The 19167-nt window shown below is 68.8% G+C and carries 13 protein-coding genes; 8 read left to right on the top strand and 5 right to left on the bottom strand.

The genetic code is table 11. The features are described 5' to 3' along the window. The first annotated feature begins 63 nt into the window (after nucleotides 1-63). The 5 genes from ABB22_RS03880 to ABB22_RS03860 all read left to right on the top strand — a co-directional run bounded on the left by ABB22_RS03880 (nucleotide 64) and on the right by ABB22_RS03860 (nucleotide 9465). Nucleotides 64-3246 carry a TonB-dependent receptor gene (locus ABB22_RS03880; protein WP_082443661.1) on the top strand — a complete coding sequence of 1061 codons (3183 nt, stop codon included), beginning with the start codon at nucleotides 64-66 and terminating at the stop codon, nucleotides 3244-3246. Between the two features lie 88 nt (nucleotides 3247-3334). Further along, entirely contained in the window at nucleotides 3335-4588 is a 1254-nt protein-coding gene (locus ABB22_RS03875; protein ID WP_055770439.1) for a TlpA family protein disulfide reductase, read from the top strand. Continuing rightward, complete coding sequence (locus ABB22_RS03870; RefSeq protein ID WP_055770438.1) at nucleotides 4572-6713, top strand: protein-disulfide reductase DsbD family protein; 2142 nt, start codon at nucleotides 4572-4574, stop codon at nucleotides 6711-6713. Before ABB22_RS03875 ends, ABB22_RS03870 begins: the two co-directional genes overlap by 17 nt. Before the next feature lie 53 nt (nucleotides 6714-6766). Then, complete coding sequence (locus ABB22_RS03865) at nucleotides 6767-8125, top strand: M16 family metallopeptidase (RefSeq protein WP_082443659.1); 1359 nt, start codon at nucleotides 6767-6769, stop codon at nucleotides 8123-8125. Beyond that, complete coding sequence (locus ABB22_RS03860) at nucleotides 8122-9465, top strand: M16 family metallopeptidase (protein ID WP_055770435.1); 1344 nt, start codon at nucleotides 8122-8124, stop codon at nucleotides 9463-9465. The genes ABB22_RS03865 and ABB22_RS03860 overlap by 4 nt, the downstream gene beginning before the upstream one ends. A gap of 196 nt (nucleotides 9466-9661) precedes the next feature. Here ABB22_RS03860 and gloA read toward each other — a convergent pair whose 3' ends face one another. The 5 genes from gloA to ABB22_RS03835 form a co-directional block, all read right to left on the bottom strand. Then, entirely contained in the window at nucleotides 9662-10189 is a 528-nt protein-coding gene (gene gloA, locus ABB22_RS03855) for a lactoylglutathione lyase (RefSeq protein WP_055770432.1), read from the bottom strand. 675 nt (nucleotides 10190-10864) lie between these two features. Continuing rightward, the gene (locus ABB22_RS18705) at nucleotides 10865-11374 is read right to left on the bottom strand and encodes a DUF411 domain-containing protein (RefSeq protein WP_235504324.1); all 510 of its coding nucleotides are present in this window, start codon (nucleotides 11372-11374) and stop codon (nucleotides 10865-10867) included. Between the two features lie 132 nt (nucleotides 11375-11506). After that, nucleotides 11507-12916, bottom strand: coding sequence for a copper resistance protein B (locus ABB22_RS03845; protein ID WP_235504323.1), 1410 nt, complete (start codon nucleotides 12914-12916; stop codon nucleotides 11507-11509). Then, entirely contained in the window at nucleotides 12913-14670 is a 1758-nt protein-coding gene (locus ABB22_RS03840) for a copper resistance system multicopper oxidase (RefSeq protein ID WP_055770429.1), read from the bottom strand. The genes ABB22_RS03845 and ABB22_RS03840 overlap by 4 nt, the downstream gene beginning before the upstream one ends. Nucleotides 14671-14842: 172 nt before the next feature. After that, on the bottom strand, nucleotides 14843-15205 hold the full coding sequence (locus ABB22_RS03835) for a CopL family metal-binding regulatory protein (RefSeq protein ID WP_055770426.1): 363 nt from the start codon (nucleotides 15203-15205) through the stop codon (nucleotides 14843-14845). A 135-nt stretch (nucleotides 15206-15340) separates the two neighbouring features. Between ABB22_RS03835 and ABB22_RS03830 the strand changes: the two genes are divergently transcribed. From ABB22_RS03830 to ABB22_RS03820, 3 genes are all read left to right on the top strand, one after another. Continuing rightward, on the top strand, nucleotides 15341-16462 hold the full coding sequence (locus ABB22_RS03830; RefSeq protein ID WP_055770422.1) for a PLP-dependent cysteine synthase family protein: 1122 nt from the start codon (nucleotides 15341-15343) through the stop codon (nucleotides 16460-16462). A gap of 19 nt (nucleotides 16463-16481) precedes the next feature. Continuing rightward, nucleotides 16482-18509 carry a M3 family metallopeptidase gene (locus tag ABB22_RS03825; RefSeq protein WP_055770419.1) on the top strand — a complete coding sequence of 676 codons (2028 nt, stop codon included), beginning with the start codon at nucleotides 16482-16484 and terminating at the stop codon, nucleotides 18507-18509. 87 nt (nucleotides 18510-18596) lie between these two features. Further along, a complete protein-coding gene (locus tag ABB22_RS03820; RefSeq protein WP_161809342.1) occupies nucleotides 18597-18947 on the top strand; it encodes an SH3 domain-containing protein in 351 nt (116 codons plus the stop codon). The last annotated feature ends 220 nt before the right edge of the window (nucleotides 18948-19167 follow it).

Below are 19167 nucleotides of genomic sequence, written 5' to 3'. Positions count from 1 at the left end.
GTTGCGCATGGCGTGCAGGCGGTGTCTCGATCCATCCGTTGGTTCAATCGGGGATATCCGCCCATGGGGTCTCGCAATAATTTCCGCAAGAATGTGCTGGTCCAGGCAATGGCGCTGGCATTGCTGGCTGGCAGCGGCGCCGCGCTGGCGCAGCAGGCGCAGGAACAGCCGGCGCCGGCTTCCACCCAGCTGGCCCGTGAGGTCGATATCCCGGCGCAGCCGCTGGCCACGGCGCTGGAAGCCTTCGCCCAGCAGACCGGCATGCAGGTGGTCTACGCCGCCGGCGCCACCGCCAATGGCGAGCGTTCGGCCGAGGTGAGCGGCCTGGCGACCCCGGCCCAGGTGCTGGAGCAACTGCTCGCCCCGACCGGCCTGGAGTACCGCTTCGTCAACGACAACACCGTCACCGTGCGCCCCCGCGGCGGCGCCCAGGCCGCGCCCACGGAGGCGGGCGGCGCGCGCGCCGAGACGCTGGAGACGATCACCGTCACCGGCACCTACCTGAAGAACATCGACCCGGCCTCGCCGCTGATCGTGATCGATTCGCAGTTGATCGAGAGCCGCGGCTACGCCTCGATCGAGGACGTGCTGCGCAACCTGCCGCAGAACTTCTCCAACCGCACCAGCGCCGCGCGCGTATTCGGCGAGAACGAATACGGCAACGGCCGCCTGGGCGACGGCGGCGTCTCCGCGCTGGGGTCCTCCGGCGCCAACCTGCGCGGCCTCGGCAGCCGTTCCACCCTGATCCTGGTCGATGGCCGCCGCCGCAGCGGCTCGGCGCAGTCCCAGGGCGGCTACACCGACATCTCCTCGATCCCGGTCTCGCAGGTCGAACGCATCGAGGTGCTCAGCGACGGCGCCTCGGCGATCTATGGCTCCGACGCGGTGGCCGGCGTGATCAACATCGTGCTGAAGAAATCCTACGACGGCACGACCCTGCAGCTGCGCCATGAAAATTCCGGCAGCAATGCCGATGTCAGCCGGGCGGACCTGGCGCACACCTTCGGTTTCAGCGAAGGCCATCTGTCCGTCGCCGCCGGCATGGATCGCACCTCGCCGGTGGACATCCTGCGCTACATCCACGCCGGCCCGCAGGGCAAGGGCGACTTCAGCGACCGCAACGGCACCAACGTGCGCACCCAGAACAAGGGGCAGCCGGGCGTCGTGTACGAATCGGAAGACTGGGGCATCGACTATCACTTCATGGGCGAGCCCATCGGCGTGATCCCCGGCGGCCAGAACGGCAAGAACCTGGATCCTGACAGCCTGCTGCCGTACGACCCGGCCACGGCGCCGTCGTTGTACGAGGTCGGCCGCGTCGGGCCGAAGGTGGACAACACCTATCTGCGCCTGGACGGCCTGCAGGTGCTGGGCAAGGACCTGGAGCTGAACTACGGCGTCAGCTATGCCCGCCAGGTCAACCGGGAAAGCTGGAAGCCGGAGCTGTTCGACTTCAACCTGTTCGAGGACGGGTTGAATACCTATGTGCCGGAGAGCAATCCCAACAACCCGTTCGGCCGCGACGTGCTGGTCGGCTATTCGTTCGCCCGCGAATTCGAGGGCATGCGCCTGAGCGAGGGCCAGGAGCAGAGCAACCTCGACGCCCATGTCGGCCTGGACGGCAAGCTGCCCTTCGCCGCCGGCTGGGATTACGAGCTGGGCCTGAGCGCCAGCCGCGAGAAGGGCACCAGCGTGGTGCTGGGCGACCTGACCGGCTCGATGGGCGAGGAGGGCTACGCGCGCACCCTGAAGGTACTCGAGGGCCTGAACGTGTTCGGCGACGGCAGCGACCCGGCCATCGTCGCCCACAACCGCGAGCTGCTGGAGAGCCTGGTCGAGCGCTACGCCTACCACTTCCAGTCCAAGGCCTACACCTTCGACGCGCTGACCCGCGGCGAGCTGTTCACCCTGCCGGCCGGCAAGATCGAGGCCGCGTTCGGCGCCCAGTTCCGCGACCAGCGTTTCGACCACGAGAGCAACTTCGGCGAGCGCCTGGTCACCTCGAGCAAGACCCGTTCGGAGGCGCTGTTCACCGAAGTCGGCATCCCGCTGCTGAAGGACCTGCCGTTCGCTAAACAGTTGAGCCTGACCGTCGCCGCCCGCTACGAGCGTTTCGGCCAGGACGGCGACAACGCGCTGCGCAACTGGGCTGCCGGCCTGGACCAGCTCGGCGGCTTCGACATCGGCCGGCTGACCGGCACCACCGGCGACGGCGGCGACCTGTTCACCGGCAGCTACAGCCCGGTATCGCGCAGTTTCAGGCGTACCAGCCCGCTGGCCCGCCTGTCGTGGAAGCCGGTGGACCAGCTGCGCGTGCGCGCGACCTGGGGCGAATCGTTCCTGGTGCCGCAGGCGCGGCAGCAGTTCGGCCAGCTGACCCTGGACGACTACACCTCGCGCCTGCTCTTCAACGGCGTCGAGCTGCCCGAGGGCGCCACCCGGCTGATCGCGCTCACCGGCCCGAACAGCAACCTCAAGCCGCAGGTCGCCACCGTCAAGACCTATGGTTTCGACTGGAGCCCGACGTTCGCCAACGGCCTGCAGCTGTCGGCCACCTACAACGACACCCGCTTCGACAACTACATCGGCGACCCGCTGTCGGGGCTGAGCTACGCGCAGATCTTCGGCAACTTCGCCGACCTGCCATCGGGCATGTTCACCCTCGGCGAGAACGGGGTGATGCTGTGGGACAACCGCGAAGTGAACTTCCTCGGACGCCGCTCGCGCAGCGTGGACACCTCCGCCAGCTACTACTTCGGCAACGACTGGGGCGACTGGCGGATCGAGCTCAATACCGTGCGCACCCTGGAGCTGACCGCACGCTCCCTGTCGGAGCTGCCGACGCTGACCTACTCGGACAGCGAACTGGGGCCGAGCAAGTGGGCCGGCGACCTGTCCGTGGGCTGGGAGAACGCGTCCTGGTTCGCCTCGGTGGGCAGCCACTACACCTCGGCGCACCGCGTGCTGTACCCGTTGTCGGCCGAAGCCACCAGCTTCAACGACTACATTCCCAATGAGCACCCGCGTACGCGGTCGGCGTCCTACACCACCTTCGACATGCAGGTCGGCTACCGCAAGCTGGAGCGCAAGGGGTGGCTGGGCGGCAGCACGCTGCGGCTGGGCGTGCAGAACCTGTTCGACCGCGACTTTCCGTTCGTGGACAACGCCTACGGCTTCGTGTCCAACCGCGTCAACGTGCGCGGCCGGGTGATCTACCTGGACTTCAAGAAGGAATTCGGCCGCTGATGCCGCGCGCCTGACCGTCGCTACCGCGGCGTACCGGCCTGCGTTGGCCGGTGCGCCGCACCGTATCTTTTTTCCAAGGATTTCCCCTATGAGCCTGTTCTCCACCTCCCTGCGGGCCAGTGTCCTGGCCGGCGCGGTCATCGCTACGCTGGCGCTGTCGGCCTGCGGCCGCGACGAGGCGCCCGCATCCCCCTCCAGCGCCGCATCCGCCGCCGACGCCCGCCAGACCTTCACCATCAGCGGCAGGCTGGAAGGGCTGCAGGAAGGCCAGCAGGTATCGCTGCTGGTGCCCGCGCTGGCCAGCGACCCGACCAAGGTCGAGCCGATTGCCACCGCCACCGTGCATGACGGCGCCTTCGTGCTGACCGGCAGCGTGCCGCAGCCGGTGCCCGGCATACTGACCCTGGGCGACCATCGCACCGCGCGGCTGGTGGTGGAGCCGGGCGAACTGCGCGTCGAAGCGGGTGAGCTGGGCCCGGTGGCGCGGGGCGGGCGCTATACCGATCTGGTCTACGGTTACCTGCAGCGTCCGGAGTATGTGGCCGCGTTCAAGGCCAACCGCGAGGCCAACGTCAAGGCCTTCAGCAACATCGATGAAACCGACGAAGCAGCGATGACCGCCGCGCGCGAATCCACGGTGCCGGCCGCGCGCAGGCTCGCCACGGTCAAGAACGACTACGACCGCGCCATCCTCGATGGCGATGCGCCGACGCTGGTCAAGCTGCTGGTGCTGTCGGAGAACTACGACTGGAAACGCTACGACGAAGCCCGTCGCGCGCAGATGGTGGCGGCGTTCCGCGCGGAACTGGGCGCGCACCCGTTGATCGTGTCGATGGAGCGCGCCGCGGAAGAGAACGCCAAGGCCCGGCAGTTGGCCGAAAAGTTCGGACCCGGCAAGCCCTACGCCGACATCCAGGCGGTGGGCGTGGACGGCAAGATGGTCAAGTTGTCCCAGGTGCTGGCGCGCAACAAGCTTGTGCTGCTGGACTTCTGGGCGTCGTGGTGCGGCCCCTGCCGCGGCGAGTTCCCGCACCTGCTCAAGGTCTACCGCGAGTTCCATCCGCACGGCTTCGAGATCTACGCGGTATCGCTGGACGAGGACAAGGCCGACTGGACCAAGGCGATGCACGAGGAAGGCGGCAGCGACGACCTGCCGTGGATCAACCTGCAGGCACCGGGCTTCGAGGGCGAGGCGGCGCAGGCCTATGGCGTGATGCAGCTGCCGCAGAACTATCTGATCGCCGGCGACGGCACCATCGTCGGTGTCGGCATGCGCGAATGGGACGTGGAACGCGCGGTGCGCGCTCAGCTCAGGAAGGTCGACGATGCGCCGGCGCGTTGAGGCCGTGAAGCGGCTGGGGCTGGCGCTGCTGGCGCTGTGCGGCCTGTTGTTGCCGGCCGTCGCGCTGGCGCAGGTGCAGGCCGAACTGGTTGCCGCCGACCGCTCCGTACAGCCGGGGCAGCCGGTGCAGCTGGCACTGCGCATGCAGCACGATCCGCACTGGCACAGCTTCTGGAAGAACGCCGGCACCGGCTTGCCGACCCGGCTGATGTGGGAGCTGCCCGCCGGCTGGAGCGCCGACGCGATCCAGTGGCCGACGCCGGTGCTGGTACGCGACCGCGAGGGCAACATCACCGGCCATGGCTACGAAGGCCTGCTGTACCTGCCGGTGCGCCTGGCCGTGCCGGCCGGGTTGAAGCCCGGCACCGAGGTCGAGCTTAAGGCCCAGGCGCGCTGGCTGATGTGCGAGACCGTGTGCATTCCCGGCAAGGCGGAGCTGTCGCTGCGCATGCCGGTGCGCGCCGAGCCGCCGCAGCCGGACGAGGACGTGCGCGCGGCCATCGCCGCGATGCCGATGCCCGGCGCCAGCGAGGGCTGGCAACTGGCGGCCACCCGCGAGCAGGGGGGCCTGGCGCTGCGCGTGGCGGCGCCGACCGACATCGCCGAACTGCACTTCTTCCCGGCCGACGGCTTCGTTTCCTACAAGGTGCCGCAGACCATCGGCAACCGCGGCGCGCGCGCGCTGCTCAAGCTGCCGCTGGACGACGCGGAAACCTTGCCGGCCGATGCCCGCCTGCGCGGCGTACTGGCCTACAACGATGTTTCCGGCACGTACCGCGGGGTCGAGGTCGACCTGCCGTTCGTGGCCGAGGCCGAAGCCGCCGCGCTGGTCAGCACCACGGACCTCGGGGCCGCGCCCGCGCCGGCGACGACGCCGTCCGCCACCGGCGCGACGGCCAGGGATGCGCGCCTGTCGTTGCTGGTGGTGCTGTTCGCGGTGCTGGGCGGATTGATCCTCAACCTGATGCCCTGCGTGTTCCCGGTACTGGGATTGAAGGTCGTTGGCTTCATCGAGCAGGCCGGCAGCGACCGCCGCAAGGTCAGCCTGCACGCGTTGTCCTTCACCGCGGGCGTGCTGCTGTCCTTCTGGGCACTGGCCGCGGCACTGGCGGTACTGCGTGAGGGCGGACAGCAGCTGGGCTGGGGCTTCCAGCTGCAGTCGGCGCCGTTCGTGTTCGTGCTGGCCCTGGTCATGCTGGCGTTCGCAATGAACCTCAGCGGCGTGTTCGAGGTCGGCGTGCGCGCCACGGCCATCGGCTCGCGCCTGCAGACGCAGGGGGGCGCCGCCGGCAGCTTCTTCTCCGGCATGCTCGCCACCGTGGTGGCCACGCCGTGCAGCGCGCCCTTCCTGGCCCCGGCGCTGGGTGCCGCGCTGGCGTTGCCGACCGTGCCGTCGTTCGTCGTTTTCACCGCCATCGCCCTGGGCCTGGCGCTGCCGTACCTGCTGCTGTCGGTGTTCCCGCGCCTGGTGGGGCTACTGCCGCGTCCGGGTGCATGGATGGAGACCTTCAAGCAGCTCATGGCCTTCCCGCTGTACGCCACGGTGGGCTATCTGCTGTGGGTGCTGGCCGGGCAGCTGCACGAGGCGGCCCTGCTCAACGCCCTGTTGGCGCTGGCGGTGCTGGCCTTCGGGTTGTGGCTGTATGGCCGCGGCACGCGCCCCGGCGCCCGCGGACACGGCGCGCGCCTGGCCACGGGCGGCGGCCTGCTGGCGCTGCTGCTGGCGGCGTTGCTGGGTTGGCCGCGCGCGCCGGCGCCGGAGCAACTGCAGTGGGAGCCATGGAGCGGCGAGCGCGTGCAGCAGCTGCAGCAGGAAGGGCGACCGATCTACGTCGACTTCACTGCGCGCTGGTGCGCCACCTGCCAGGTCAACAAGAAGGTGGTGTTCGCCTCCGGCCGCGTGCGCGACTACTTCCGCCAGCATCGCGTGGCCGCGCTCAAGGCCGACTGGACCAATGCCGACCCGCTGATCACCGCCGAACTGGAGAAATGGAACCGCAGCGCGGTGCCGTTCAACCTGGCCTATCCCGCCAGCGGCGGCGCCCCGGCCGAACTGCCCGAGGTACTGACCCCGGAGATCGTGCTGGCCGCTTTCGACACCCCGACCCCACGCGGGCAGGAATGACTCCTGCCCGGATTTTCCCCGCGCCCCGCGCGCATTCCAAGAGAACGCAACGCATGATTTCGCCACGCCTGTTGTGCGCCGGCCTTGCGTTCGGCCTGATGGCAGCGACCGCTGCTTCGGCCGAACCGGTCAAGGTCAATGGTTTCACCCACGTCAAATCGCTCGATGGCATCGACGAGTACCGGCTCGATGCCAACGGCCTGAGCGTGCTCCTGCTGCCCAACCATGCCGCGCCGGTGGTGACCTTCCAGGTGACCTATCGGGTCGGCTCGCGCAACGAGGTGACCGGTTCCACCGGCGGCACCCACCTGCTCGAGCACCTGATGTTCATGGGCAGCACCCACTTCGACGGCGAGAACAACGTCGATACCTACCTGGACCGCGTCGGCGCCGGCTTCAACGCCACCACCTCGCTGGACCGCACCAACTACTACGCCACGCTGCCGCCGGCCGCGCTGGACGGTTACATCGCCATCGAAGCGGACCGCATGCGCGGCCTGCTGCTGCGCGAGAAGGACCGCCAGAGCGAAATGACCGTGGTGCGCAACGAGTACGAGCGCAACGAGAACAACCCCAATGGCGCGCTGATGAAGCTGATGTGGGCCACCGCCTACAGCGCCCACCCGTACCACCACCCGGTGATCGGCTGGCGCAGCGACATCGAGAACGTGTCGATCGAAAAACTGCGTGCCTTCTACGACACCTTCTACTGGCCGAACAATGCCACCGTCACCGTCGTCGGCGACATCGACAGCGCCAAGGTACTGGCCAGCATCGGCGAGAAGTTCGGCAAGGTGCCGCGTTCGCCGCATGCCATTCCCGAGGTCTACACCACCGAACCGGAACAGCAGGGCGAGCGCCGGGTGACGCTGCGCCGCGCCGGCGAGACCGGCACGGTGATGATGGCGTACAAGGCACCGGCCGGCGTGGACAAGGACATCCCGGCGCTGAACGTGCTGGAACTGGTGTTGCAGGGCGGCCGCAGCGCCCGCCTGCCGCGCGCGCTGGTGGATACCAGCAAGGCGGTGGCGGTGTCCGGCGGCATGTACCAGCAGCGCGATCCCAGCCTGTTCATGCTCAGCGTGGCGCTCGCGCCGGACAGCAGGCACGAGGACATTGAAAAGACCGTCCGCGACGAAATCGCCAAGGTTGCCCGCGACGGCGTCACCGTCGAGGAGATCAAGCGCGTGCTCGGTCCGTACCGTGCCGAGGAGGCCTACCGCCGCGACGGCACCGACCAGGCCGCCGACGCGCTCAACGAGTTCATCGCGATGGGCGACTGGACCCTGTATTCCACCGCCCTGAAGGACCTGGAGAAGGTCACCCCGGCCGACGTGCAGCGTGTCGCCGGCAAGTATTTCACCGCAGAGCAGAGCACGATTGGCTGGTTCGTGCCGGAGAGCAGCAAGTGAACAACGCAAAACGCATTCGACTGATCCCGCTGGCGCTGGCCGCACTGTCCAGCCTTGCCGCATTCGCCGCACAGGCCGGCGTCGCCGACACCGCCGTGCACGCCAAGGCCGCCGGCATCGACCTGATCGTCTACCCGATGGGGGTCAAGGACGTGGTCACCTTCACCGGCTCGATGCCGCTGGGTGATGCCTTCCTCGCCGCCAAGGCCGACAACCCGGCAGTGCCGACGCTGACCGCGATGCTGCTGGAAGCCGGCACCACCCGCCGCGACAAGTTCGCCATCTCCGACACGCTCGATGGCATCGGCGCGCAGCTGTCCTTCAGCCCCAGCGCCGCGCGCATCGGCATCTACGGCAAGAGCCTGAAGCAGGACCTGCCGACCGTGCTCGACCTGCTCGCCGAACAGCTGCGTGAGCCGGCGTTCACCGCCGAGGAACTGGGCAAGGCCAAGGTGCAGCTGGAAGCGGCCCTTCGCCAGGCCAGCGACAACCCCGGCGCGATGGCCCGCGAAACGATGATGCTGAGCCTCTTCCCGGCCGGCAGCGTCAACGCACCGGCACCGCGCGAAGCCATGCTCAAGGCCGTGCCGCAGGTGACCCTGGAGCAGATCAAGGCCTTCCACGCCAAGTACTACGGCCCGGCGCACATGACCCTGGTGTTTGCCGGCGACGTCGATGCCAAGGCGATCGAGGCCGCGGTGGCGCATGGCTTCAACGGCTGGAGCGGTGGCGTCGATTACCTGCGTGATGCACCGGCACGGCTGCCGGCCAAGGCCGCCGAGCACAGCATCGCGATGAAGGACAAGGCCAGTGTCAGCGTGTTCCTGGGCCAGGCCACCGGCCTGCGCTACACCGATGCCGACTACCTGCCGATGACGGTGGGCGTGGACGTGCTGGGTTCGGGCTTCACCGGTCGCCTGATGGCGGCGGTGCGGGCGAAGGAAGGCCTGACCTACGGCATCGGCGGCAACCTGCTGGGCAGCGACTACATGGACGGCGGCCTGGGCATCAGCACCACGTTTGCACCGGAGCTGATGGACAAGGGCATCGCCAGCACCCGCCGCGAACTGCAGCGCTGGTGGAAGGACGGCATCACCGCCGAGGAACTGGATGCGCGCAAGCAGGCGATGGTGGGCAGCTACCAGGTCGGCCTGGGCAATACCGACGGCATGTCGGCGGCGATCATCGGCACGGTCGAGCGGGGCGTTGGCCTGGCCTGGCTGGACAACTACCCGCAGGCGATCCAGTCGGTGACCCTGCAGCAGGTCAATGGCGCGATCCGCAAGTACGTGGACCCGCAGAAGATGGTGCTGGTCAAGGCCGGCACCTTCAAGAAGTAAGCCGCAGCCGCTGCCAAGTGGTTCGACACCAGCAAACGCCGGCGCAAGCCGGCGTTTGCTGTTCATCATCAGCCGCCGCCGATGCAATCCGTTGCTACGTAGCCCGGGTAGGCGAAGCGCGCCCTGGCAGGTGCGCTTTTCAGGTCGCGCCTCGCCCAGGCAGGCAACAGCCCATCCTCAGCGTGTCGTGCGCGATTCAGGCACGCACGGTATTGGAAATGATCTCCACCCAATAACCGTCCGGGTCCTTGATGAAGGCCAGGCTCTTCATGCGGCCATCGCTCAGGCGCTTCTGGAACGGCACGCCCAGCTCCTCGAAACGCGCGCAGGCCGCTTCCAGTTCCGGTACCGATACGCAGATGTGGCCGAAGCCGCGCGGCTCGCTGTTGCCGTCGTGGTAGACCGGACCGTCCTGGTTCTCGGTGCCGTGGTTGTGGGTCAGTTCCAGCACGCCGGGAATGCCGGCCATCCACAGGCGGCGCTGTGCGTCGTCCCCGGGCACCTGCGTGCCTTCCGGCACGTAGGCCAGGAAGTACAGGCTGAAGGCGGCTTCGGGAAAATCGCGCTGGTCGATCAGGCGGAAGCCGAGCACGCGGGTATAGAAATCCAGCGAGGCGGCGATGTCCTTGACCCGCAGCATGGTGTGGTTGAAGACGAAGCCGGTGGTTTCGACCGGCGGCTGGGCGGCCACGCCGGGCTGCAGGCGGAGAGCGTTCAGGCTCATGGTGGTGCTCCTGATGGGTGGGGGAAACGCAATTCTAGAGGGCCGGCTCTTCTTCCACATGTCCACCAAAGGAAGGCCCGGCGCGGCAGAGCCCAGCGACCCCTGTAGAGCGGGGCAGCGCCCCGCTGGGGCATTACCGACGAAGTCCCCCGCCGGGCGTTGCCCGGCGCTACAGAGCCACAATCCCCATCGCCTTGTAGAGCGGGGCAACGCCCCGCTGGGGCATTACCGACGAAGTCCCCCGCCGGGCATTGCCCGGCGCTACAGAGCCGCAATCCCCATCGCCTTGTAGAGCGGGGCAACGCCCCGCTGGGGCATTACCGACGAAGTCCCCCGCCGGGCATTGCCCGGCGCTACAGAGCCGCAATCCCCATCGCCTCGTAGAGCGGGGCAGCGCCCCGCTGGGGCATTACCGGCGAAGTTCCCCGCCGGGCGTTGCCCGGCGCTACAGAGCCACAATCCCCATCGCCTTGTAGAGCGGGGCAACGCCCCGCTGGGGCATTACCGACGAAGTCCCCCGCCGGGCGTTGCCCGGCGCTGCAGAGCCACAATCCCCATCGCCTTGTAGAGCGGGGCAACGCCCCGCTGGGGCATTGCCAGCCAAGCCCGTCGGGCGTTGCCCGACACCCGTAGGGCGTAGAACGGGACCAGGCCCATTGGAGCCTTCCCCGCCCGTCAGGGATGCCGGGAGTAGGGCTGCAGGCTGCCGTCCTTGCCGAGCAGCGCGACGGTGAACGCGTCGCGGCGGCCATCCGGTGATTCCATGCCCGGCGAACCGATGGGCATGCCCGGCAGCACCAGGCCGCGCGCCGCCGGCTTCTCGCGCAGCAGGCGCTGCACGTCCGCTGCCGGGACATGGCCTTCCAGCACATAGCCACCGACCTCGGCGGTGTGGCAGGACGCCTGCGCCAGGGGAATGCCCAGGCGCTGTTTCACCGCCACCATGTCGGCGCTGTCATGGGCCATCACGGTGAAGCCGGCCGCGCGCATGTGCTCGATCCAGCCGTTGCAGCAGCCGCAGTACGCATCCTTGTGGACGTGCACGACCTGCGTCGTGTCGGCAGCGTGCCCGGCCGCCTGTTTGCCGGGCGTGCCTGGTGGTGTGGCGGCGTCGCAGGCGGTGACGATGAAGGCGGAGGCGGCGACGAGCAGCAGCGACACCATCCTGTGCAGGGGAACATTCATTGGAATCTCCAAAAGGAAAAGCGAGCAGTGAGTGCAGGGGAGTGAGGAGTGAGAAAAGGCGGAAGCGGAGGCGAAGAGATCAGCAGGGGGCTGTTGCTTCTTCCAGCTCGTCTCCACTCACTCCTCCTCCGTTCAGAACCAGAAACGCACGCCGGCCACCCAGCGCGAATCGCACGGGCTTTCCCCGGCATCGCGGTGCAGGCCGGCGGTCCGGCCGAAGCGGCGCTCGTGCACGAAGCCGACGTAGGGCGCGAAGCGGCGCGTGATCTCGTAGCGCAGGCGCAGGCCGGCCTCGACGTGGCCGAGCCCGCTGCCGACGCCGCGGTGCGGATCGCTGTCGGCGGCCAGGCTGGCTGCCAGCGACGGCTGCAGGATCAGCCGGTTGCTCAGCAGCAGCGAGTACTCCGCCTCCACCGCCAGCTCGGCCCTGCGCGGCCCGCCCAGGTAAGCAGTGGCGGCGAACTCGAACTTGTAAGGCGCCAGGCCCTGCACGCCGATGGCCGCGCGGGTCAGGCCGGCTGCGTCGCCGCCATCGTGGCGGACACCGCCGACCGCGTCCCACCAGGGCGAGATGGCGTGGCCGTAGAGCGCGTCCAGCGACCACCCGCCGAGCCGGCCCTCGCTGCGCTGCCCCTCGCTGCGCAGCCACAGGCGGTCGATGTCGCCGCCGAACCAGCCCTTGGCGGCCCACGACTGTCCGCTGCCATGGGCGTTGTCCCAGGCTTCCATATGGTCGAACAGCACCAGGCTGTTGAAACCCGGGGCATGTTCCATGGCATGCGGCGCGAGCGTGGGGAACGCGGCGGCCAGATCCGCGGCGGTCGGCTCGGGAATGGGCTCGCGCGGTGCCTGCATCGCCGCGGCGCCGTGGCCGGCGTGTTCGTCGTGTGCCCCATGCGCGCCGTGCGTGCCGGCGTCGGAAGGGACCGCCGCCGTGGCCGGTGCATGGGCGCCATGCATGGCGTGTCCGGCATGGGCGTCATGGGAATGGGCGGGCTCGCCGGCTGGTGCCTCCATCGCATGGCCCGCATGCGGATCCACGGGGTGCGGCGTCGCATGGGATGCATGGCCCATGTGCGCGGCGTGGCCGGCGGGTGTGCTGTGGCCCGCATGCGGGTTGTCCGCCATGGTCGTGCCCCCCGGCCCGACGTGGCCCGCGTGCGGGTCTTTCTCCACGGCCTTGGCGGCGGTGGCCTGTGCATGGCCCGCATGCGGATCCACGGGTTGCGGCGTCGCATGGGATGCATGGTCCATGTGCGCGGCGTGGCCGGCCGGCATGCCTGACCGGCCGGAGGTGCCGGCCGGTGTGCCATGGCCTGCATGCGGGTCGTCCGCCGTGGCCGTGCCACCCGGCCCGGCATGGCCCGCGTGCGGGTCTTTCTCCGCGGCCTTGGCGGCGATGGCCGATGCATGGCCCGCGTGTGGGTCGGGCTTTGCGGTGGCCCCATAGCCGTGATGGCCTGCGTGCGCATCCTGTGCGGCGGCGCTGCCGGTGGCCGCGGCCAGGGCGATGAACAGCAGGGATCGGGTCGTCGTCTTCATGCCTCGATCCTCACTTCGCGCATCATGCCCGCTTCCATGTGGTACAGCAGGTGGCAGTGGAAGGCCCAGCGGCCCAGTGCGTCGGCGCGTACGCGATAGCTGCGGCGCGTTCCCGGCGGCATGTCGATGGTGTGCTTGCGCACCTGGAACCGGCCATCGGCGTCCTCCAGGTCGCTCCACACGCCATGCAGGTGGATGGGGTGGGTCATCATGGTGTCGTTGACCAGCACGATGCGCATGCGCTCGCCGTAGTTCAGCCGCAGCGGTTCGGCGCCGGCGAACGGGACGCCATCGAAATTCCAGGCGAACTTCTCCATGTGCCCGGTCAGGTGCAGCTCGATCTCGCGGCCGGGTTCGCGCCCGTCGGGGTCGTCGAACAGCGAATGCAGGTCGGCGTAGGCGAGCACCCTGCGGCCGTTTTCGCGCAGGCCGATACCGGGGTCGTCCAGCCGTGGCGAGCTGGCCGCGCTGCGCATGTCCACCAGCGGGTTGCCGCGTTCGCCGGGAGGGTGCTTCGGCGCGCTGCCGCCCTCGCCGTGTCCGCCATGGCCGGCATGCGCGTCGTGCCCGCCGTGCGCCATCTGCATGGCATCGTGGCCGCCGCCATGGGCCATGTCGGCCATGGTCAGCAGCGGCCGCGGGTCCAGCGCCGGCACCGGTGCCTGCAGGCCGTGGCGTACGGCCAGCGTGCCGCAGGCGTGGCCGGTGCGGCCCATGTCCTGGGCGAAGATCGTGAACGCGTCCTGCCCGGAAGGCTCGACGATCACGTCGAAGGTTTCGGCCACGGCGATGCGGAACTCGTCCACGCTCACCGGATGGATGTACTGCCCGTCGGCGGCCACCACGGTCATCTTCAGCCCGGGGATGCGCACGTCGAAGTAGGTCATCGCCGAGCCGTTGATGAAGCGCAGCAGCACCTTCTCGCCGCTGCGGAACAGCCCGGTCCAGTTGCCGGCCGGCGCGGTGCCGTTCATCAGGTACGTATAGGTGTGGGCGTTGATGTCGGAGATGTCGCTGGGCGTCATCCGCATCCGCCCCCACATGCCGCGGTCGGCCAGCGTGGCGCGCAGCCCATTGCGGTGGGTATCGCGCATGAAATCGCCCACCGTGCGCTGGTAGGTGTTGTCGTGCATCGGCATCTTCTTCATGCGCCGGTACAGAGCGGCCGGATCCAGGTCGGTCCAGTCCGACAACAGGATCACGTGCTCGCGGTCGAAGCGGTACGGTGGCGGCTCCAGCGGATCGATCACCAGCGCGCCGTACAGGCCGGCCTGCTCCTGGAACATCGAATGGCTGTGGTACCAGTAGGTGCCGGACTGGCGCAGCTGGAAGCGGTACTGGAAGGCTTCGCCCGGCGCGATGCCGTCGAAACTCAGCCCCGGCACGCCGTCCATGTTGGCCGGCAGCAGGATGCCGTGCCAGTGGATCGAGGTCATCTCGTCGGTGAGCGTGTTGGCCACGCGGATGTTGACCGTATCGCCCTCGCGCCAGCGCAGGATCGGCGCCGGCAGCGAGCCGTTGACGGTGACCGCGCTGCGCGCGCGGCCGGTGAAATCGACCGTGGAGCGGCCGATGGCCAGGCTCAGGTCGGTGCCGCGAAGTTCGCCGGCGGTGGCGGCACGGGCGGGAGCGGCGAAGGCATCGCCGGCACGCCACAGCCCGGTGCCGGCGACGACGCCGCCCAGGGCCAGGCCCTGCACGAAGCGTCGCCGCGACAGCACCGAGCGCGGGTCGGAAAGAAAATCGTTTTTCATGGGAACTCCATCGACCATCCACCGGGGAGGGCGGACGGCAGGCGCGGATTGCGCTGGACGTGCAGGAACGCGCCTGGCGCACGACGGCAACCAGCGTCGTCTGCGCAATGGGCAGTGCTCCTGCGGGACAGCCGCCAGCGGCGATGACTACGCGCTGGCGGTCATGGCCGGATCAGGCGATGGGAGGCCGGTTGAGCTTGGCCGGACGCACGTCGTAGCGCGCGGGCACGGGCGCCGCGGGTTCCGGGGAATGTGCGATCTCGCTGGCTGGCGACGCCGCCAGCGTGGGCAGCATGTTGCAGTGCTGGGTGCAGTCGCAGTGCTTGCCATCGCCGCAGGGCGAAGCCGGAGGCTGCGGCTGCTTGGCTGCGTCGTGCATGCCGCCGCCGTCGTGGCAGCAGGCGTGGTCCATGTCCCTGTGCGCGCCCGCTGCGGTATCGGCCGGCATCGCCATCGCCGTGGCCGACCACACCGACCCGATCGCACCGGCGATCAGGGACAGGCACAGCAGCAGGGGCAGCAGGATGCGCGGCACGCGGAGTCGGCATGGAACGGAGTGCGCACCATACCATCGTGCGGTGCTGGCTGCCGCAGCCGGGGCGGGTGCGCCCGTCCGCAGCAGACCATCCACAGTAGAATCGGGCATCAGTTTTCATCGAGTGTGCGATCCATGTCACAGCGCGCCTGGGTGGCGGCGGCCATCCGCAAGATCGAAGCCGATTTCAACCGTTCGGCCGATACCCACCTGATCCCGATCGACCTGCCCGGTTTCCCGGGTATCGACGTCTACCTGAAGGACGAGTCCAGCCATCCGACCGGCAGCCTCAAGCACCGCCTGGCGCGCTCGCTGTTCCTGTATGCGCTGGCCAACGGCTGGCTGCGCGAGGGCTGCCCGGTGATCGAGGCGTCCAGCGGCTCGACCGCCGTGTCCGAGGCCTACTTCGCCCGCCTGCTTGGCCTGCCCTTCATCGCGGTGATCCCGGCCAGCACCTCGCCGGAGAAAATCGCCGCCATCGAATTCCACGGCGGCCGCTGCCACCTGGTGCAGCGCGCCTGCGACCTGAACTGCGAATCGGAGCGGCTGGCGCGCGAGACCGGCGGCCACTTCATGGACCAGTTCACCTACGCCGAGCGCGCGACCGACTGGCGTGCCAACAACAACATCGCCGAGTCGATCTTCAAGCAGATGGCCGAGGAGCCGCACCCGGTGCCGGAATGGGTCGTCTGCAGCCCCGGCACCGGCGGCACCGCTGCCACGCTGGGACGCTACGTCAGCTATCGCCGCCACGACACCCTGATCCTGTGCGCGGACCCTGAAGTGTCGGTGTTCTACGACGGCTACTGCGCGGCTCTGGCCGGCGCCGACTGGCGCGAGATGACCTGCGAAGGCGGTTCGCGCGTGGAGGGCATCGGCCGCCCGCGCGTGGAGCGCAGCTTCATTCCCACCTGCGTCGATGCGATGCTCAAGGTGCCCGATGCGCTGAGTCTTGCGGCGATGCGCCACGTCAGCGCCACCCTGGGCCGCCGCGTGGGCGGTTCCACCGGCACCAACTTCATTGGCGTGCTGCATGCCGCGCAGCTGATGCGCGATGCCGGCCGCGACGGTTCCATCGTCACCATCCTCTGCGACGCCGGCGAGCGCTACGCGCACAGCTACTACGATCCGGCCTGGTACGAACGCCAGGGCATCGATGTGGCCGGTGCGGATGCCGCCATCGCCGCCGCGGTGAACGGGCAGGGGCTGCCGGCGCTGCCTTGTGCGTGGCTGGAGCCGTCGCCATATCAGGCGTGACCCCCGTTTGCAGAATCCCATGAACGCCAATCCCCTGCTCGACTTCTCCGGCCTGCCGCATTTCGACGCGATCCGGCCCGCGCATGTCACCCCGGCCATCGACGCCCTGCTGGCCGCGGCCGAAGCCGCGGTGAAGGCCGCCGAAACCGTGGCGCCGGTGAGCTGGGAGACCTTCGTGGTGCCGTTGGACGACGCCACCGAGCGGCTGTACCGGGCATGGGGCCAGGTCGCGCACCTGCAGGCGGTGGCCGACACGCCGGAACTGCGCGAGGCCTACAACGCCAACCTGCCGAAGATCAGCCGTTTCGGCAGCGCGATGGCGCAGAACCCGGCGCTGTACGCGCAGTACAAGGCGCTGGCCGCAGCGCCGGAGGCGGCGGGCTTCGACGAAGCCCGGCGCAGGGTGCTGGACAACGCATTGCGCGATTTCCGCCTCGGCGGCGCCGAACTGGGCGAGACCGACAAGGCGCGCTTCGCGCAGATCCAGCAGGAACTGTCGGCGCTGTCGGCGAAGTTCTCGCAGAACGTGCTCGATGCCACCGATGCGTTCGCCCTGTATGTGGAAGACGAGGCCGGATTGGCGGGCCTGCCGGCCGATGTGCTTGCCAATGCCCGCGCGGCGGCGCAGAAGGAAGGGCGCGAAGGCTGGAAGCTGACCCTGCACATGCCCTGCTATCTGCCGGTGCAGACCTATGCGGACAACCGCGCGCTGCGCGAGACGCTCTACCGCGCCCATGCGGTGCGCGCCTCCGAGTTCGGCGATGCCGCCCTCGACAATGGCGGCAACATCGACCGCATCCTGGCCCTGCGCACCGAGCTGGCCGCGCTGCTGGGCTTCGACAGCTACGCGGAGTACTCCATCGCCACCAAGATGGCGACGGATGCCGGGCAGGTGCTGGGCTTCCTGCGCGATCTGGCCGCACGCGCCAGGCCGTATGCGCAGCGCGACCGTGCCGAGCTGGAAGCCTTCGCCCGCGACGAACTCGGCATGGATGACCTGCAGGCCTGGGACCTGGCCTATGTCAGCGAAAAGCTCAAGCAGGCGCGCTACAGCTACTCCGAGCAGGAGGTGAAGCAGTACTTCACCGAACCGAAGGTGCTGGCCGGCCTGTTCGGCGTGATCGAGCGCCTGTATGGGTTGAAGGTGCAGCCGGACGACGCACCGGTCTGGCACGAAGAGGTGCGCTTCTACCGGCTGGTCGATGCCGGCGGCGCGCTGGTCGGCCAGTTCTACATGGACCTGTACGCACGCGAAGGCAAGCGCGGCGGCGCCTGGATGGACGATTGCCGCAACCGCCGCGTCACGGCGGCGGGCGTGCAGACGCCGCTGGTCTATCTGGTCTGCAACTTCGGCCGCGGCAGCGATGGCAGGCCTGCCACCTTCAGCCACGACGAGGTCACCACTGTCTTCCACGAGATGGGGCATGGCCTGCACCAGCTGCTGACCCGTGTCGGCGAACTGGCGGTGGCCGGCATCAATGGCGTGGAATGGGATGCGGTGGAACTGCCCAGCCAGTTCATGGAGAACTTCTGCTGGGAATGGGAGCGGGTGCAGGCGATGACCGCCCATGTCGATACCGGCGCGCAGCTTCCGCGCGCCCTGTTCGACAGGATGCTGGCCGCCAGGAACTACCAGAGCGGCATGTTCACCGTGCGCCAGCTGGAGTTCGGCCTGTTCGACATGCTGCTGCACAGCCAGTACCAGCCGGCGCAGGAAAGCGTGCTGCAACTGCTGGAGCGCGTGCGTGGCGAGGTCGCGGTGAACTTCCCGCCGGACTGGAACCGCTTCCCGCACCAGTTCAGCCACATCTTCGCTGGCGGCTATGCGGCCGGGTACTACAGCTACAAGTGGGCCGAAGTGCTGAGCGCCGACGCCTATGCCGCGTTCGAGGAAGCGCCGGAGCAGGTTGCAGAGACCGGCGCGCGCTTCCGCGACGAAGTGCTGTCGCGCGGCGGCAGCCGCAGCGCGGCCGGCAATTTCCGCGCGTTCCGTGGCCGCGATCCGCGGATCGACGCTCTGTTGCGCCACAGCGGCATGGCAAGCTGAAGGACCACGACGTTGCCCCGGCGGAATTCAGCTGGGGTTTTCGGCATCGCGCTATTGATGCCGGACCTTTTCCTCCAGGCATCGGACATGCCCCGTCTCCTTCCGCGTCTTGCGGCCGCCGCAGCCATCGTCGCGGTGGTGCTGTGGTTCCAGCCCGAGATCGTCGAGCCGTCGGCCAAGGTCGGCGGTAGCGGCCTTAACCTGCGCAGCGCGCCGGATACGCGGGCCGGACGGGTGGCAGTGCTGCCGGTGGGGACGACGGTAGAGGTGCAGCGCTGCCTGGACGACCTGAGCTGGTGCAATGTCCGCCATGGCGGACAAAGCGGCTGGGTAGCGGCCGACTATCTGATCGCGCGCAGCGACGGCAAGCGCGTCAAGGTGGCCGAGGCCGGCAAGGAGCTGGGAGTGGTCATCGAGACCGCGAAGCCGGGAGGGTGAGGGTGCTGCCCGTGTTCCGGGCGCAGCGGTGCATGAATGCGGGAAGTGTGCTTTCGCCTCTTCCCAAAACCGCAGACAGGCTGCATACTCTCGCTCCCTCGCCGCCGACCCCGGTTGGCAACGAGGAAGGAAGTTGAAGTCGCCCTCATCGAGGTGTTGACGGAAACGAAAAGCCTGACATAATAGGCGGCTCGCTTCGGCGAAAGGCCCTGCGGGGTTG

Source organism: Stenotrophomonas nitritireducens, from assembly GCF_001431425.1.
Lineage (GTDB): Bacteria > Pseudomonadota > Gammaproteobacteria > Xanthomonadales > Xanthomonadaceae > Stenotrophomonas > Stenotrophomonas nitritireducens.
This window is presented reverse-complemented; position numbering and strand designations above follow the sequence as displayed.

Bases quoted from the DNA above. Each gene is read 5' to 3' on its own strand.
- ABB22_RS03880 (WP_082443661.1), top strand. From the start codon at position 64: ATGGGGTCTCGCAATAATTTCCGCAAGAATGTGCTGGTCCAGGCAATG.
- ABB22_RS03875 (WP_055770439.1), top strand. From the start codon at position 3,335: ATGAGCCTGTTCTCCACCTCCCTGCGGGCCAGTGTCCTGGCCGGCGCG.
- ABB22_RS03870 (WP_055770438.1), top strand. From the start codon at position 4,572: ATGCGCCGGCGCGTTGAGGCCGTGAAGCGGCTGGGGCTGGCGCTGCTG.
- ABB22_RS03865 (WP_082443659.1), top strand. From the start codon at position 6,767: ATGATTTCGCCACGCCTGTTGTGCGCCGGCCTTGCGTTCGGCCTGATG.
- gloA (WP_055770432.1), bottom strand. From the start codon at position 10,189: ATGAGCCTGAACGCTCTCCGCCTGCAGCCCGGCGTGGCCGCCCAGCCG.
- ABB22_RS18705 (WP_235504324.1), bottom strand. From the start codon at position 11,374: ATGAATGTTCCCCTGCACAGGATGGTGTCGCTGCTGCTCGTCGCCGCC.
- ABB22_RS03845 (WP_235504323.1), bottom strand. From the start codon at position 12,916: ATGAAGACGACGACCCGATCCCTGCTGTTCATCGCCCTGGCCGCGGCC.
- ABB22_RS03840 (WP_055770429.1), bottom strand. From the start codon at position 14,670: ATGAAAAACGATTTTCTTTCCGACCCGCGCTCGGTGCTGTCGCGGCGA.
- ABB22_RS03830 (WP_055770422.1), top strand. From the start codon at position 15,341: ATGTCACAGCGCGCCTGGGTGGCGGCGGCCATCCGCAAGATCGAAGCC.
- ABB22_RS03825 (WP_055770419.1), top strand. From the start codon at position 16,482: ATGAACGCCAATCCCCTGCTCGACTTCTCCGGCCTGCCGCATTTCGAC.
- ABB22_RS03820 (WP_161809342.1), top strand. From the start codon at position 18,597: ATGCCCCGTCTCCTTCCGCGTCTTGCGGCCGCCGCAGCCATCGTCGCG.